The 15,593-nt window shown below is 73.9% G+C and carries 15 protein-coding genes; 11 read left to right on the forward strand and 4 right to left on the reverse strand.

Annotation, left to right across the window (positions count from 1 at the left end; translation table 11 throughout):
- Positions 1–90: 90 nt before the first annotated feature.
- The 3 genes from EES41_RS33475 to EES41_RS33485 all read left to right on the forward strand — a co-directional run bounded on the left by EES41_RS33475 (position 91) and on the right by EES41_RS33485 (position 2,561).
- Positions 91–834 (forward strand): SDR family oxidoreductase, encoded by a 744-nt coding sequence (locus EES41_RS33475; RefSeq protein ID WP_123081648.1) that lies wholly within the window; start codon positions 91–93, stop codon positions 832–834.
- Positions 835–849: 15 nt separating this feature from the next.
- Positions 850–1,281, forward strand: coding sequence for a hypothetical protein (locus EES41_RS33480; RefSeq protein ID WP_123082861.1), 432 nt, complete (start codon positions 850–852; stop codon positions 1,279–1,281).
- A 116-nt stretch (positions 1,282–1,397) separates the two neighbouring features.
- A complete protein-coding gene (locus EES41_RS33485; RefSeq protein WP_123081649.1) occupies positions 1,398–2,561 on the forward strand; it encodes a GDSL-type esterase/lipase family protein in 1,164 nt (387 codons plus the stop codon).
- Positions 2,562–2,899: 338 nt separating this feature from the next.
- Here the strand turns inward: EES41_RS33485 and EES41_RS33490 are convergent, their stop codons facing one another.
- Positions 2,900–4,543 carry a carboxylesterase family protein gene (locus tag EES41_RS33490; protein WP_123081650.1) on the reverse strand — a complete coding sequence of 548 codons (1,644 nt, stop codon included), beginning with the start codon at positions 4,541–4,543 and terminating at the stop codon, positions 2,900–2,902.
- 178 nt (positions 4,544–4,721) lie between these two features.
- Between EES41_RS33490 and EES41_RS41695 the strand changes: the two genes are divergently transcribed.
- Positions 4,722–4,880 (forward strand): hypothetical protein, encoded by a 159-nt coding sequence (locus EES41_RS41695; RefSeq protein ID WP_164496010.1) that lies wholly within the window; start codon positions 4,722–4,724, stop codon positions 4,878–4,880.
- A gap of 241 nt (positions 4,881–5,121) precedes the next feature.
- Complete coding sequence (locus EES41_RS33495; RefSeq protein ID WP_123081651.1) at positions 5,122–6,657, forward strand: UDP-N-acetylmuramoyl-L-alanyl-D-glutamate--2,6-diaminopimelate ligase; 1,536 nt, start codon at positions 5,122–5,124, stop codon at positions 6,655–6,657.
- A 157-nt stretch (positions 6,658–6,814) separates the two neighbouring features.
- Here the strand turns inward: EES41_RS33495 and EES41_RS33500 are convergent, their stop codons facing one another.
- Complete coding sequence (locus tag EES41_RS33500; protein ID WP_250569695.1) at positions 6,815–7,483, reverse strand: hypothetical protein; 669 nt, start codon at positions 7,481–7,483, stop codon at positions 6,815–6,817.
- 134 nt (positions 7,484–7,617) lie between these two features.
- The gene (locus EES41_RS33505; protein ID WP_123081652.1) at positions 7,618–8,202 is read right to left on the reverse strand and encodes a TetR family transcriptional regulator; all 585 of its coding nucleotides are present in this window, start codon (positions 8,200–8,202) and stop codon (positions 7,618–7,620) included.
- 108 nt (positions 8,203–8,310) lie between these two features.
- Between EES41_RS33505 and EES41_RS33510 the strand changes: the two genes are divergently transcribed.
- The 3 genes from EES41_RS33510 (at position 8,311) to EES41_RS33520 (ending at position 10,397) form a co-directional block, all read left to right on the forward strand.
- On the forward strand, positions 8,311–9,300 hold the full coding sequence (locus EES41_RS33510; protein WP_123081653.1) for an aldo/keto reductase: 990 nt from the start codon (positions 8,311–8,313) through the stop codon (positions 9,298–9,300).
- 89 nt (positions 9,301–9,389) lie between these two features.
- Positions 9,390–9,686, forward strand: coding sequence for a hypothetical protein (locus tag EES41_RS33515; RefSeq protein WP_008744088.1), 297 nt, complete (start codon positions 9,390–9,392; stop codon positions 9,684–9,686).
- A gap of 51 nt (positions 9,687–9,737) precedes the next feature.
- Complete coding sequence (locus tag EES41_RS33520) at positions 9,738–10,397, forward strand: DUF2278 family protein (RefSeq protein WP_123081654.1); 660 nt, start codon at positions 9,738–9,740, stop codon at positions 10,395–10,397.
- A gap of 31 nt (positions 10,398–10,428) precedes the next feature.
- On the opposite strand, the gene EES41_RS33525 is transcribed toward EES41_RS33520, so the two are convergent.
- Entirely contained in the window at positions 10,429–11,805 is a 1,377-nt protein-coding gene (locus EES41_RS33525) for a helix-turn-helix transcriptional regulator (protein ID WP_123081655.1), read from the reverse strand.
- A gap of 167 nt (positions 11,806–11,972) precedes the next feature.
- Here EES41_RS33525 and EES41_RS33530 point away from each other — a divergent pair, with 167 nt between their 5' ends.
- From EES41_RS33530 to EES41_RS33540, 3 genes are all read left to right on the forward strand, one after another.
- Positions 11,973–13,337: a M64 family metallopeptidase gene (locus EES41_RS33530; protein WP_123081656.1), complete on the forward strand. Its 1,365-nt coding sequence runs from the start codon at positions 11,973–11,975 to the stop codon at positions 13,335–13,337.
- A gap of 246 nt (positions 13,338–13,583) precedes the next feature.
- Positions 13,584–14,123 (forward strand): transcriptional regulator, encoded by a 540-nt coding sequence (locus EES41_RS33535; protein ID WP_123081657.1) that lies wholly within the window; start codon positions 13,584–13,586, stop codon positions 14,121–14,123.
- Entirely contained in the window at positions 14,120–15,403 is a 1,284-nt protein-coding gene (locus EES41_RS33540) for an MFS transporter (RefSeq protein WP_123081658.1), read from the forward strand. Before EES41_RS33535 ends, EES41_RS33540 begins: the two co-directional genes overlap by 4 nt.
- The last annotated feature ends 190 nt before the right edge of the window (positions 15,404–15,593 follow it).

The raw sequence follows: 15,593 nt of genomic DNA on the forward strand, positions 1-15,593 counted from the left end.
GACGGCTGGCGGCAGAGTCGTCACCACGGGCCGCACCGGCCCGGCCGGCCCCGCCGGAACGGACAGTCGAAGAGCCGAAGGACACGCACCATGAGCACGCTCAGCACCACCCCCGGGGACAGCCTCGACGGACGGCGGGTCATCGTCGTCGGCGCGGGCTCGCACATCGGCCGGCACCTCGCGCGGGCCGCCTCCGCGGCCGGCGCCGAGGTGCTGCTGGCCGGCCCCTCCACCGCGAAGCTGGAGGCGACGGCGGCCACCCTGGCCGCCCCGGCGGCCGGCATCCACCGCGTCGACCTCGCCGACGAGGAGTCCATCGCGGCCCTCGCCGCCCGCGCCGGCGCGTTCGACCACCTGGTCTCGACCGCCGCGATGCCCGCCAACGGGCCGGTGTCCGGCCTCGCGCTCGACGCGGTGCGCCGGGCGTTCGACGCCAAGGTGATCGGCCCGCTGCTGCTCGCCAAGCACCTGGCCGGGCAGGTCCGCCCGGGCGGCTCCTTCACCTTCTTCTCCGGAGTCGCCGCCTGGCGCCCCGCACCCGAGCGGGTCGTCATGGCCACCACCAACGGTGCGCTGTCCTTCCTGGTCGAGGCCCTCGCGGTGGAGCTCGCCCCCGTACGCGTCAACGCGGTCTCGCCCGGCATCGTCGACTCCGGAGCCTGGGACGGGCTGGGCGAGAACAAGGAGTCCTTCCTGGAGCACGTCGCCGAGCGCAACCCCGCCCGCCGCACCGGCACCCCCGACGACCTGCTCCAGGCGGTGCTGTACGCGATGGCCGCCCCGTTCGTCACCGGGACCGTGCTGCACGTCGACGGCGGCGGCCGACTCGCCTGAGGAGGCACGGACATGATGGTGAACGATCACGGCCTGCCGCTCGCCGGGACCCTGGTGGCGCGCGACCACGAGGGCTGGTCCGCCGAACTGCGCGCGGAGTTCGAGGAGAACGCCCACAACGGCCGGGTCGGCGGCCGCCTGCTCAGCGAGACCGACCGGGTACGGGTGTGGGAGATCCGGCTCGCGCCGGGCGAGCGGCTGCCGGCGCACCGGCACGCCCTGGACTACTTCTGGACGGCCCTGACGGCCGGGCGCGGCCGCCAGCACACCGCCGACGGCACGACCCGCGAGGTCACCTACGAGGCGGGGGAGACCCGGCACTTCACGTTCGGGCCCGGCGAGTTCCTGCTGCACGACCTGGAGAACTGCGGGCACACCCCGCTGCTGTTCACCACCGTCGAGTTCAAGGACGCCGGCCGTCCGCAGGAAGGGGCCGATCCTGGGTAGGGTGCTGTGATCGCGATGATCGACTCGGGGGCGGTGCGGTCCCGGCCGCCGCACGGGTGACCCCCGTACCGCCACCGCGATCGCCACCACCACGACCCAATGGCAAAGGAGCCGACGTGACCGACTGGATCACCACCCCCGTCGACGCCCGCGTGCTGCGCGGCGCCCTCGACGTCGAAGCCACCGAGCACGGCGTGCTGCCGCACCGGCTGCCCGCCCGGGCCCGCCGGCAGTTCCCGGACGGGTACCTGGCCATGGTCGAGGCCCAGCCCTCCGGCGTACGGGTGGCGTTCCGTACCGGGGCCACCGCCGTCGAGCTGGACGTGCTCCCCACCAAGACGGTCTACCCGGGCGCCCCCGCCACGCCGGAGGGCCTCTACGACCTGGTCGTCGACGGCCGTCTGACGGGCCGGACGACGGTGACCGGCGGCAACGTCCGCACCGTCGACATGACCACCGGATCGATGGAGACGACCCCGGGCCCGCCCGGCACCGCCCGCTTCGCCGGGCTGCCCGCGGGCGCCAAGGACATCGAGATCTGGCTGCCGCACCGGGAGACCGTCGAGCTGATAGCGCTGCGCACCGACGCCCCGGTCGAGCCCCTGCCGGACCGGGGCCGCAGGGTGTGGCTGCACCACGGCAGTTCGATCAGCCACGGCTCCAACGCCGCAGGCCCGACCGAGATCTGGCCGGCGGTGGCCGCGGCCCGGGGCGGCGTGGAGCTGATCAACCTGGGGCTGGGCGGCAACGCCCTGCTCGACCCCTTCGTCGCGCGCGCCCTGCGCGACACCCCGGCGGACCTGATCAGCGTCAAGATCGGCATCAACCTCGTCAACACCGACCTGATGCGCCTGCGGGCCTTCGTCCCGGCGGTGCACGGCTTCCTCGACACCATCCGCGACGGCCGGCCCGAGGTGCCGTTGCTGGTCGTCTCCCCGATCCTCTGCCCCATCCAGGAGGACACCCCGGGCCCCCTCGCACCGGACTTCAGCGGCGGACAGCTGAGCTTCCGGGCCCTCGGCGACCCGGCGGAGCGCGCCCAGGGCAAGCTGACGCTCAACGTCATCCGGGAGGAACTCGCCCGCATCACCGCGCAGCGGGCGGCCGAGGACCCGCACCTGCACTACCTCGACGGCCGCACGCTCTACGGCGAGGCGGACTTCGCGGAACTGCCCCTGCCGGACGCGCTCCACCCGGACACCGCCGCCCACCGCCGGATCGGCGAACGCTTCGCCGAACACGCCTTCCACGCGAAGGGCGCCTTCGCCGCCGACGCCTGACCGACCGCCCCCGCCCACACGACCCGGGCGGCGGAGGCCCCCGCAGAGACCGGCAAGGCGCCGCCGAGGCGGCCGGGCCGGCGGCGGCGCCGATCGGAGCCGTGCCGCCGGGCTTCGGCTGGTTCCCGGTGCCGCTATTGCTGTCATGGTTCGTCTCGGCGGCGAAGCCGATCCGCACCTCGCGTCGCCGGCGCCCCGTACCGCTCCCTCGGCAGCACGGCAGCACGGCAGCACGGCAGCACGGCGCAGCGGCTCGCGGCGACCGCCAGGGCCGACCGGATCCGGCCGACGCCGAAGGAACTCGTCGAGGCCGCCCTCCCCGAGGAGTCCCGCCGCGCTCAGATCCGCGGACCCCAGCCCGCCTCGTCCCAGAAACGCAGCTGGCGCTGCTTGGGGAGCTCCGCGATCCGGGCCACCCCGGGACCTCCGAGGATCAGCGCGCTCGCCCGGCCCGGGGTGAACACCGGGACGGCGGGCGCGGCCGGCGCGGCGGGGACGCCGGTGCGCGCGAAGGAGGCCACCAGATCGATGAAGGTGTCCGACACCGTGCGCTCCAGCGGGCCGTCCCCGAACACCGGAGCCTGCCCGGGCAGTCGGTGCGTGCCGAAGAGGAACTTCGAGGTGGCCTCGTGCGGCGTGCCGAAGTGCGGCGCGCGCACCGGGTGGGCGAACTCGGTGACGTACACCGGGGTGCTGCCCGTCCTGGCGTGCCGCTCGGCGAACCGGATCACCGGACCCCGGAAGAGGCTGTCCCCCCAGATCTCCGTCCACAGCGTCAGCGGGTCGGCCGGCAGTCCCTCGGCCAGCGCGGCGGCCCGGTAGTGGGACACGCACCGTTCGACCAGCTCCGCCGGCACCTCGGGCGTCCCCTTCAGCAGGCAGGCACGTACGGACGCGTGCAGCTGCGCCTCGTCGGTGGGTGCCGGGGACGGGCTCGGGGAGGCGGGACCGGTGAAGAAGGAGCCCTCGGTCGCGGCGTGGACGGAAAGGACCGGCACGCGCGGGGTGGGCAGTTCGTGGTCGTACCCGCGCACCCAGCGGCCGTCGACGACGGGGCCCCGGTACTCGCGGCCGCTGCCCAGCGGGCGCAGCTCGGGGCTGCCGGTGAAGGTGGCCTCCCAGGCGGCCTTGATCCGGGCGGCGTCCGCGTCGCGGAGTCCGGAGACGCCCGTGCCGAGCGCCTCGGCCAGCCGTTCGTACGCGCGTACCGAGTCCTGCGCGTTGAGGGCGAGCGCCGGGGCCCAGGCGTGTGCCGCGCTGATCGGCACGATCCGCCGGACGGTGGAGCGCAACTCGGGCAGCAGGGACAACTGCCAGGTGCTCGCGCCGCCGGCCGAGGTGCCGGCGAGGGTGATGTTGTCCGGATCGCCGCCGAAGGCACGGGCGTTGGCCCGGACCCAGTGCAGCAGCGCCACCTGGTCCTGGAGGCCCCAGTTGGCGTGGGAGCCGGTCTCGGGGTCGGCCAGGTCCGGATGGGACCCCCAACCGAAGGCGCCGAGCCGGTAGTTGAAGGTGACGACGACGAGATCGCCCCGGTCGGCGAGGCGTTCGCCGTCGTACACGTCCTGACTGCCCGCGCCGAGGAACCAGCCGCCGCCGTGTACGTAGACCAGGACCGGCCGCCTGCCCCCGGTGTCCGGGGTCCAGACGTTCGCGTAGAGGGAGTCCTCGCTGCTTCCGGGCAGCGCCGACTGGTACGAGGGGGCGGCGAACCGGGTGGCGTCGCGGACGCCGCGCCAGGGGCGGGGCGTCCGGGGCGAGGCGAAGCGCAGGCGGCCGACCGGCGGCTCGGCGTACGGCACGCCACGGAAGACGGCGGTCCGCCCGGCGACGGCCCCGGCGACCTGGCCGGCGGTGGTGCGGACGACCGGGCCTGTGCCGGCTCCTGCCGTAGCGGCGTGGGCGCGGGCGCCGGTGGCGGTGGCGACGGCCGCGGCGGCGGCTCCGGTCAGCAGGGTACGGCGGGACGGTTCGGCGGACATCTGTTCCCTTTCGGCGGGACGGCGCGGCGGCCGGGACGGCGCGGTGGACTCCCGGGGCGCCGGCAGCCTGCACAGCCGCCGGCCGGGTAGGCAACGCACCGCCCGGCACTTGATCAGGTGCCGGGCTCCACCCGTATCGGCGGCGTCCGGGGCGCGCGACGGGACGTACACTCGGCCCATGGACCGCACACGTGTGACGGGGGAGTGCCTGCCACAGCAGGCTGCCCCTGACGTGCTCGCGGTCGCCGCGGGTCGTACGGGCGGCGTGAGCGCCCTGACCGCTGCCGATGGCCAGGCCCCCCCGGTCGGCCGCGGCGCGCTGCACGGCCACGGCTAGCGAAGCACCCCCCTCTCCCGGCGGCCTCAGGCCCGATGGCCGATGCCTGCCACCCGCCGTCCGCCGTCCGCCGTCCGCCGCCCGACGACGTACGCCCGACGACGTACGCCCGATGCCCGCGCTCAGGGGACGGGGACGGTGCGGGGACGGCCCACACGATCACCGCAGCCCGGCGACCCGTCGGCGCTGCCGCCTGGCGACGGCCGCACGACGGGCCCGAGCCACCTTCGAAGGGACCACCGTGAAGCTGAGCGGGCTGCTGACAGGCCACGAACACCACGTCCTCCAGGGCGACGCCGAGACGACGCGCATCACCGCCGGCACCACCTTCGACGTCGAGCGCGTGACACCGGGCTCCCTCTTCATCGCGGTGCCCGGCCACCGCGGCGGCGGTCCCGCGGCGGTCGGGGCGGCCTTGGCCCGCGGCGCCGCGGCGGTCATCGTCGAGGCGCACGCCGACGGCGAGGCAGCCGCGGCCGCCGACCCGGACGCAGACGCCGACACGGACCGGGCCGCGCGGACAGCGCCCCGGGACGTGTGCGTCGTACGGGTGCCCGACACCCGGAAGGCGGCCGCCGTCGCGTCCTCGCGGTACTTCGGCGAGCCGGGGCGGCAGATGGACATGGTGGCGGTCACCGGAACCAACGGCAAGACCTCCATCTCGTACATGGTCGAGTCCCTGCTGCGGATCTCCGAAGGCGCGAGCGTCGGCGTCATCGGTACGGCGGGCAGCCGGATCGGCGACGAGGTGATCCCGATGCCGCCGTCCGTCCTGACGACGCCGGAGTCACCCGACCTCCAGTACCTGCTGGGCCGGATGCGGGACGGCGGCGCCGGCAGCGTCGTGCTGGAGGCCACCTCGATGGCCCTGCTGACCCACCGGGTGGACCGCACGTTCGTCGACGTCGGCGTCTTCACCAATCTGACGCAGGACCACCTGGACGACCACGGCACGATGGAGCACTACCGGGATGCCAAACTCCGCCTGTTCCAGGGCCTGTGCCGGCACGCGGTGGTCAACGCGGACGACGCCGTGGGAGCCGGGATCGCCGCGATGATGCCGGGCGCGGTGACCACGTACGCCCTGGACACCGAGGCGGACTTCCGCGCCACCGGCCTGAGCGCGGACGCTTCGGGCACCCGGTTCACGCTGCACCACGCCGGGCGTGCGTACCCGGCGGCGATCCCCGTCCCGGGGCGGTTCTCGGTGTCGAACGCGCTGGCCGCCGTGGCGGCGTGCCGGGTGCTGGGGCACGACCTGGGCGGGCTGGTCGCCGCGCTCGCCCTCCTGCCCCCCGTCCCGGGGCGGTTCGAACGCTTCGTGACCCCGAGCGGGACGTCGGTGATCGTGGACTACGCGCACTCGCCGGACTCCCTGGACAAGGTGCTCACCGCCATCCGCGGTTTCGCGCGCGGCCGGGTCATCACGGTGTTCGGTTGCGGCGGGGACCGGGACACGACCAAGCGCGCCGACATGGGCAGGATCGCCGGGACCCACTCCGACCTGTGCGTCCTCACCTCGGACAACCCGCGGCGCGAGGACCCCGAGGCGATCCTGGACCAGATCGCCCCCGGCATCGCGTCGACGGGCACCCCCTACGAGCGCACCGCCGACCGGCGCCGCGCGATCGCCTTCGCCCTGGCCGGGGCGGGCCCGGACGACATCGTCCTGATCGCGGGCAAGGGCAGCGAGCCGCACCAGATCGTCGGCGAGGAACTGCTGCCGTTCAGCGACATGGCGACGGTGCGCGAACTGAGCCGCCCCGCCACGACCTAGTGCCGTGAGCGGAAGGGTTTGCCGGGGCGCGGGGCCCGGCACGGCACCTCGCCGCGTTGTCGGACCGCGCGAGTACGTCCGGTACGAGCCGCGGCCCTCAGCCTTGCGATGCACCGCACCGGACGCCGCGACCCGGTGAACCCTCCCGGTCACGGCACTAGCCCCGAGGGGCCCGGCGCAACCAGCGGCGGGCTGCCGGAGCGGGGGCGGGCGCGGCCGCGGGACCTCCGGCCGCCGGACCTCCGAAGGCGGGCAGCGCCTTGAACACCGGGTGCAGGGTGATGCCGGGAGTGAGACGCCGCAGCGCGGCCCGCACCAGGGTGAGCGGGTGGTCGGGGAAGCCCGCGTCCCACTGCTCGTGATCGCCGACGTGGTACGGCAGACCGCCCGCGATGCCTGGCCCGTACGGATGAGGCATGAAGTACCGCTCCGGACCGACCTGGTTGAGGATCACGGCCTCCCGCACCCCGGACATCGGGCCCTCGCCCGCCTGTACCTTGACCACGGTGCTGCATCCGGCCCTCGGCACCGTCCAGGAGCCGAGGAACACCTGCCCGTGGCCGCCGGGCCGCCGTACCTTCACCAACTGGCGTACGGCCGGGAGGGCGTCGACCTCGCCGACCGAGGCCTCGATCAGACCCGCGCCGGCCCGGGCCACCGACAGGGCCAGGCCGTGCCGGAGCCGGTCGGCCTCGGCCGGTGGCGCCGGCAGGTCGGGTACGAGATCGAAGAAGTGCACCGACAGCACGAGGCCCTGCTCGTCGGTCCACACCCCCGGCTCCTGCTCGGTGAAGCCGGTGAGGTCCATGCCGGTGATCGGTGTCATGCGCGCCATCATTGATCACCGCGCCCGCGGGGCGAGCGCCGGGGGTGGGGCCCGCCCGTCGGCCGCGGGGTGAGGGCGGTGCCCACCCCCACGGCCGGCCCGGGGAACCGGCCGCCGCTCGTGCGGGGTGCCTCTTACGCGGCAGGCGCCGGCGACGTGGCGCGGCGTACGGACTCCACCACCGCCGCCCGGTGCCGCGCCACCCGCTCCGGCTCCCAGCCGGTGCCCCCGGCACCCACGGCGGGGCCGCCCATCGCGCCGAACCAGGCCTGGGACAGACCCAGCACCAGCGTCAGGACGTCGGCGGGGTCGAGCGAGGGCTCGATGAGGCCCGCCCGCTGCGCCTGCTCCACCAGCGCGATCTTCGCGCGGTAGGACGCGGCCTCCGCGTCCGCCGAGCCGGGCCGCTCCAGCTGCTTCCACAGCATCAGCCGCATCAGCGACGGCTGTGCGACGAGGTGGTCGAAGATGGCGCCCGCGTAGCCCGGCAGGTCCTCGACGTCGAACGGCACGGACTCGGAGCCGGTCTCCAGCGCGCGCTGGAGCACGGCGTCGAAGAGCTGCTCCTTGTTGCCGAAGTAGACGTAGATGAGTCGCTTGTTCGCCTGCGCCGCCTCGGCGATCCGGTCGACCCGCGCGCCGGCGATGCCGTACGTCGCGAATTCGGAGAAGGCCGCGTCGAGCAGGCGTGCCTTCGTTGCGCTGGAGTCCCTTGCCATGACCGGCAGCCTAGCAAGTAACTATCTGGTTATTGACATCGGCCGCACCGCCCGTGCATGGTTGACCTATCCAGTTAGTTACTTACGTTCGCCTCGAAGGAGAGCATCATGGAGATCCGCGCACTGGGCGGCCAGGGCCTGCAGGTCGGCGCCGAAGGCCTCGGCCTGATGGGCATGACCGCCCACTACGGAGCCACCGACGAGACCGAGTCGCTCGCCACCATCGACCGCGCCCTGGAGCTGGGCGTCACCCTGCTCGACACCGCCGAGGGCTACGGCCCGTTCCGTAACGAGCAGCTCCTCGGCAAGGCCCTCGCCGCCAACGGCCGCCGCGAAGACGTCGTGATCGCCACGAAGACCGGCGCCGAGTTCACCGACGAGGGCGCCTTCCTCGGCCACAACGCCACCCCCGAGTACATCCGGCGCGCCGCCGACCGCTCCCTGCGCCACCTCGGCACCGACCACATCGACCTGTACTACCTGCACCGGATCGACCCGAACGTGCCCGTCGAGGAGAGCATGGGCGCCATGGCCGAGCTCGTCGCCGCCGGCAAGGTCCGCCACGTCGGGCTGTGCGAGGCCGCGCCCGCCACCATCGCCCGCGCCCACGCCGTCCACCCGCTCGCCGCCGTGCAGACCGAGTACAGCCTCTTCGAGCGCGGCATCGAGTACGAAGGCGTCCTCGACACCCTGCGCGAACTCGGCATCGGGCTCGTCGCCTACTCGCCGCTCGGCCGCGGTTTCCTGTCCGGGGCGATCACCACCCCGGAGGACTTCGCCGCCGACGACTTCCGCCGCACCGATCCCCGCTTCCAGGGCGAGAACTTCGCCCGCAACCTGGCCGTCGTCGACCAGGTCCGCCGCCTCGCCGCCGACAAGGGGGTCACCCCCTCGCAGCTCGCGCTCGCCTGGACGCTGAGCCGGGGCGCGGTCCCGATCCCGGGCACCAAGCGCCGCCGCTACCTGGAGGAGAACCTCGCCGCCACCGCCGTGACGATCACCGCGGCGGACCTGGCCGCCATCGACGCCGTGGCCCCGCACGGCGTGGTCTCGGGCGACCGCTACGCCCCCGAGCTGATGAAGTCGCTGAACGGCTGATCCGTGGCGGAGGGGGGCGGCCGCAGGCCCCCGGCCGGGGCCGGGGATCATGGGATACGACAGGTACCGGACGGAGCGGGGGAGAGGACGTGACGAGGATGCGCGGAGCATGGGCGACCCCGGGAGCGCTGGGCACGGTGGTGCGCTCCGGTGCGGTCCTGGCCGCCGTGAGCCTGGTGTGCCGGGTGCTCTACGGGGCGATCGAACTCGAACCCGCCGCCGCGGCCTACGACACGGGCCCCGGCGCCCTCGCCGTGTCGCTGCTCCGGGTCGTCTCCACCGGAGCGCTCGGCGCCGCTTCCACGCTCGCGACGGTCGCGCTGCTGATGGTGTCCTTCCAGGCCTGCCGCCTGGTGTGGCGGCGCGGCCACGGCCGCCGCGCATGAGCCGCAGCCGCGTCGGCACCCTCACCCGCGCCCGCGTGGTTGACTGACGGCATGCCGCTCGACGAATACGGCGTGCTGTCCGGAACCCTGCACCGCCACTTCCGCGATCAGCCCGATACCCAGGGCCGCTGGTTCCACGTGAACCTGGAGGTCGACGCCCCCGCCGGCCGCTACCGCTGCGCCGTCGACGTGGACAGCAAACAGTCCACCACCGGAGTGCGCTGGCAGGTCCGCACCCTCGCCGCATCCGTCCTCGAACCGGCCTCCGACCTGCCGCCGGGCTACCACCACCTCGCCCGCACCTCGGGTTCCGGCGCCATCGACTACCTGCGCCACCCGGCCCTGCGGAACCGGACCGGCTGCGGCATCGCGTGGCTGGCGGCGCTCCTGGACCGCCTGAGCCCGCCCCGCCCCTGGCTCTCGGGCTCGTACGCCGAGGCCTCGGACGCCCTGGAACTCATCCTCGTACCCGGGCGGCCGATCCTCGTCTTCGGCGAACCGTTCGACGACGGCGGCCTCGGCATGCACGACGTCCACCAGAACCAGGGCGATCCGTACGGCACCCAGTGGTGGGACGACAACGGCATCTGGCAGGACGGCGCGACGATGACCCGCAGGCCGGACGGGCAGTACGACGTGTTCCTCTCCCGCTTCTCCACGCAGGCCGACGTCACCGGCCCCGAAGGGCACCCGCTGCCCGCCACCCCCTGAGACGGGCCGCGCCTCCTAACGGCCGGGGCGCCTACCGGGGCGCCGGGCGGGGCGGGAACGCCGGAGCGGCCGGCGCCGGCCCCAGCGTGGTCGACCCGGGCGCCGCGCGGTGGCCCAGCCCCGTCCGGTACACGTCCAGCGCGGCCTCGATCCGCCCCGTACGCCGCAGCAGATCCCCCAGCAGCCGGCACAGGTCGGCGAGATCGCCCGTGGCCCCGCTGCGCTCCAGCAGCGCCAGCGCCCGTACGTAGTGCTCCTCGGCGAGCTCCGGCTCCCCGCGCTCCTCAGCGATCAGGCCGAGCAGCCGGTGCGCGCCGCCCGCGTGGACCGCGCCGTGACTGTCGCCCAGATCCAGCAGTACCGCCAGCAGCCCGGCGGCCTCCTCGTACCGCCCGAGCCGGCGCAGCACGTCGGCGAGTTCGATCTCCACCTGCGCGGTGTAGAGCGCGGCGCGCTTGGCCGCCAGCATGTCCCGGGCCGTGCGCAACTCGGCCTCCGCCGAGTCGAGATCACCGTTCTGGGCCTGGACGTAGCCGCGCATCCAGTGGCAGTGCGCCAGGTCGGTGCGCAGCCGCAACTCCCGGTAGACCGCCTGCGCCTTGGAGAGGGAGGCGTCGGCATCGGCCGCCCGGCCCTCGGCGAGGAACGTCCGCGCGACCTGCCGGTGCATCCCCGCCACCAGCGCCGGGTCACTGACCCGGGGTGCCAGCGCGAGCGCCAGCTCGGCGGCGTGCGCGGCGCGGGCGTGCGCCCCCATGTCCATGTACGGCCCGATGACCGCGGCGTAGAGCAGCACCAGCGCCTCGGGGTCGGCCAGCCCGCCCGCGTTGAGTTCGTCGATGGTGGATTCGAGGAGGTAGCAGGCGTAGCGCAGTTCCCCGGCGAGCAGGTGCGCGACGGCCCGGCCCCGGATCGGGCGGGCCCGGCGGGGCAGCGGCTCGCCCGCCAGTAGCTGTTCGGCGGCCTCGAAGTGCCGTACCGCGTCGCCGAGTTCACCGGACTCCAGGGCGCAGTCCCCGAGCCCGAGCAGGGCCTCGGCCCGCTCGGCGGTGAGGTCCAGGTGCTCGGCGTCGGTGAGCAGCCGCCGGTAGTGGACGGCGGCCTCGTCGGCGGCGCCGGTGGCGAGCGCCCGCTGGGCGTCGGTCAGGCCCAGCCGCAGTTCCGTGGCCAGGTGGGCGGGGCGTCCGGTGGCGAGTTCCTCGTACGAGGTGCCCAGGCGTCCGGCGAGGAAGCGCAGCGCGGTCTCGGAGGGGCGGACCTTGCCCGACTCCAGCGTCGAGATGTAGGCGGGGGTGTAGGCGGGGTCCGCCAACTGGCGTTGCGTCAGACCGAGTCCGGTGCGCAGGCGTTGGACGCGGCGGCCGATCTCGGCCGGTTCGTCCGTGAACGCTCCCGTGAACTCCCCCATGACATTCCCCTCGTTGCTCGCATTCCCCGTGGTGCGGGAGGGCCAACCATTGCGCACGCCCCGCGCGGCCCCTAATTTAAGCACTCGCATCAGCAGGCTTACATCCCCACTTAACCGCCGTACTTCCGTACTTCCCAACTTCCTTCTTCGGGGGAGGACTTCACTTCATGCACCCCACCATCCGCCGGACCCTGTGCGGAGCCGTCACGGCGGCCTGCGCGGCCGCGGCGCTCCTGACCGCCGGTCCCGGCGCCGCTGCCGCCACCGCTGCCGAGGGCCCGCCGCCCGCACCCGCGACGGCCCGCGTGAAGGTAGAGATACCGGGGCCGGAGCACGGCACCGACGCCGGATCCGGCTACACCCGGGTACCCCTCTCCGGGCAGGCGAAGAGCGCGGCCCGGCTCTCGGAGGCCGAGCGGGCGGCCGACGGCGACGTCACCAAGATGATCGACAACGGCTCCACCGCCGACCGTCTGGACGTCGTCGTCATCGGCGACGGCTACACCGCCGCCGAACTGGACCGCTTCCACGCCGACGCCCGGCAGAAATGGGCCGAGGTGGCGGCCGTCGAGCCGTACACCACCTACCAGAACCTCTTCAACGTATGGACGGTCGACGCCGTCTCGAACGACTCGGGCGTCACCGGGGACCCGGACCGGGGCGCCGTGCGCGACACCGCCCTCGGCTCGTACTTCTGGTGCGAGGACATCGAGCGGCTGCTCTGCGTCGACCAGCCCAAGGTGGACGCCTACGTGGCGAAGGCCCCGGCCGCCGACCTGGTGATCGTGCTCGCCAACAGCGCCAAGTACGGCGGCGCGGGCTACAACGAGCCCAGCGCCACCCTCGGCTACGAGGGCATCTCGACCGCCTCGGCCGGCAACGCGAAATCCGGCCAGGTCGCCATCCACGAGACCGGCCACTCGCTGGGCAAGCTCGCCGACGAATACTTCTACCCCGGCGTCCCGGACTACGAGAAGTACACCGGCCCCGAGCCCGCCGAATCCAACAGCTCCACCCTGACCGCCGACCGGATGGCCCGGGAGCGCACCAAGTGGTACCGCTGGCTGGGCGAGGAATCGCCCGACGGCGGTGTCGTCGGCGCGTACGAGGGCGGCGGCTACTACGTGACCGGGCTGTACCGGCCCACCGACAACTCGATCATGCGGGTGCTGGGCAAGCCCTTCAGCCTGCCCGGCACCGAGGCGATGATCGCGGGCTTCGCCCGCCACGCCACGTTCGTCACCCCGCTCACCCCGACGGACCGCACCCTGCGGCCGTGGCACACCGCGAAGGCCTCCGTACCCCGGCTGGCCGACGCCTACGGGCGGCAGCCCGAGGTCAGGTGGTACCTGGACGGCCGCGAGCTGAAGCGGTTCCGGGGCCGGACCGAGGTGCGGGTGGCGGAGCTGTGGCTCCTCGACCTGCGCACGCACAAGCTGACCGTGACGGCCGAGGACCGCACGACGGCGGTGCGCGACCCGCTGATCGCCCGCACGCTGCGCACCTCGGCGGCGTGGAGCGTCCGCCTGTAGCCCTCCCGCACACGGCCGCGGCGGCCGCAACGGCCCGAGCGCCCCAACGCCCCGAGAAGTTCCCCCCGTTCGGGTGGGAACTTCTCGGGGCGTTCTGCTGGGAGCCCTCTTTGCCCCGGGTCGTCCCCGGACCGGCGGCGGAGCGGGGGGCTTTGACGGAAGGTCTGGCGCGCCGGACAGCAGATTCCGGAGGTCCGTGCGGAATCCCTCTTGCGCAATGGTCAAGAAACGTTGACCATTGCTCGTATGCCTACCGATGATCTTCCCGAGACGTTTCACGTCACCACGGACGAGCAGCTGCGCGCCGTCTCCAACCTCACGCGTCACCGGATCATGGCCGTGCTCCGCTTCGAGCCCGCGACGATCACGCAGATCGCCGAGCGGGTGGGCCTGGCGAAGGGGAGTTCCAGCTACCACGTACGGCTGCTGGAGCGGGCCGGGCTGGTGAAGGTGGTACGGACGCGGAAGGTGCGGGGGGTCACCGAGCGGTACTACGCGATGGCCGCGCGGTCGATCGCGCTGCCGGATCCGGGCGAGGGAGGGCCGGACGTGCTGATGCGGCATGCGGTGGCGGACCTGGAGGCATCGCCCGCGGACGGCGAGCGGCACGTTCGGATGGCGCATCTGCGGCTCACCGAGGAGCAGTTCGCGGAGCTCGGGGCGCGGCTGCAGGCACTGGCGGACGAGTACCGCGAGCTGTCCGATCCCTCGCTGCCGGACGCGTCACTCGTCTTCGCACTGTTCCACCCGGCGCAGCGCGAGCAGACCGAAGGAGACACCAAGTGACCTCAGACGTACGGAAGTTGCCGACCGGCTTCGGACGGCTGTGGACCGCACAGACGGTGTCCTCGCTCGGTGACGGGGTGACGCATGCCGCACTGCCCCTGCTCGCGTTGACGCTGACCCGCGATCCGATGGCGCTCGCCGTCGTCACGGCCGCCGGAACGCTGCCGTGGCTGCTCTTCGGGGTGCTCGGCGGTGCGCTGGTGGACCGCTGGGACCGCCGGCGCACGATGTGGGTCGCGGACACGGCGCGTGCGGTGCTGCTCGCGATACCGGCGGCAGCGGCCGCGCTCGACGCGCTGAGCATTCCACTGCTCGCGGCCGTCGCCTTCCTCCTCGGCCTCGGCGGACTCTTCTTCGACACCGCCGCCACGGCCTACCTGCCGGATCTTCTCCGCCGCGACCCCGCACTCCTGGAACGCGCCAACTCCCGCCTGCGCGGCGCCCAGACCGCCATGTCCGGCTTCGCGGGGCCACCTGCGGGCAGCGCCCTGCTCGCACTCGGACGGGCGGTTCCGCTGCTCGCCGACGCGATGTCGTTCGCGCTCTCCGCACTGCTCGTACGGACACTGCCCGCCACGCCCCGGCCCGCGCCGCAGGCCCATGAATCGCTGCTGCGGCAGGCGCGGGCCGGGGCCTCGTACGTCTTCCGCGACCGGGTACTGCTCGGGCTGGCGCTGCGCCCGGCGGTCGGGAACATCGCCTTCCTCGCCGTGGAGACCGTCCTCGCCCTCTTCGCGCACGACCGCCTGGGCATCGACACCTTCGGCTTCGGCCTGCTCCTCACGGCGGAGGCCACCGGCGGCCTGCTCGGCGCGGCCATAGCCTCCTTCCTCGGCCGACGACTCGGCACCGGCACCGCGCTGACCTGCACCGCCGCAGTCGAGGGACTCGCCATCCTGGGCCTGGCCGCCGCTCCGAACCCGTACGCCGCCGGCCTCGCGCTCGCCGTCTGCGGGGCGGGCATGGGCGCCACGATGGTGCTCGCGCCCTCCCTCCGACAGGCGATCGTCCCCGCCCACCTGATGGGCCGGGTCGCCTCCACCTCCCGCATGCTCTCCATGTGCGCCGCCCCCATCGGGGCCTTCCTCGGCGGCTGGCTGGCCACCACCCACGACATCCGCACCCCGCTCTACGCCGCCGCCGGCCTCCTCCTGGCGATGACCGCCGTCACGGCATCCATGACCAGCAACCGCCGGGTCGAAGCGGCACTGCACGCCGCCGCCCCGGACCACCCGGCATCCAAGGATCCGGCCCAGGAGAGTGCACTCAACTCGTTGTGACACCTGCCGCGAAGACGCCGCGACAAGCCGGTGCCGGGGCCGCTGCGGCAGCATCGCCGGACGCTCCCGCTCCGAAGCTCGCCGTGCGGGGCTGATCAGCCGGTTCGCCATCAGCGCCGCGCACAGGTCCGGCGTACCGAGCGACGTGGACAACCGGTTCACCGGCACCGCCCGAGCGCGAACGCGGAGA

Origin of the sequence: Streptomyces sp. ADI95-16, assembly GCF_003721495.1 — a bacterium.
In the GTDB taxonomy this organism is placed as follows: Bacteria; Actinomycetota; Actinomycetes; order Streptomycetales; family Streptomycetaceae; genus Streptomyces; species Streptomyces goshikiensis.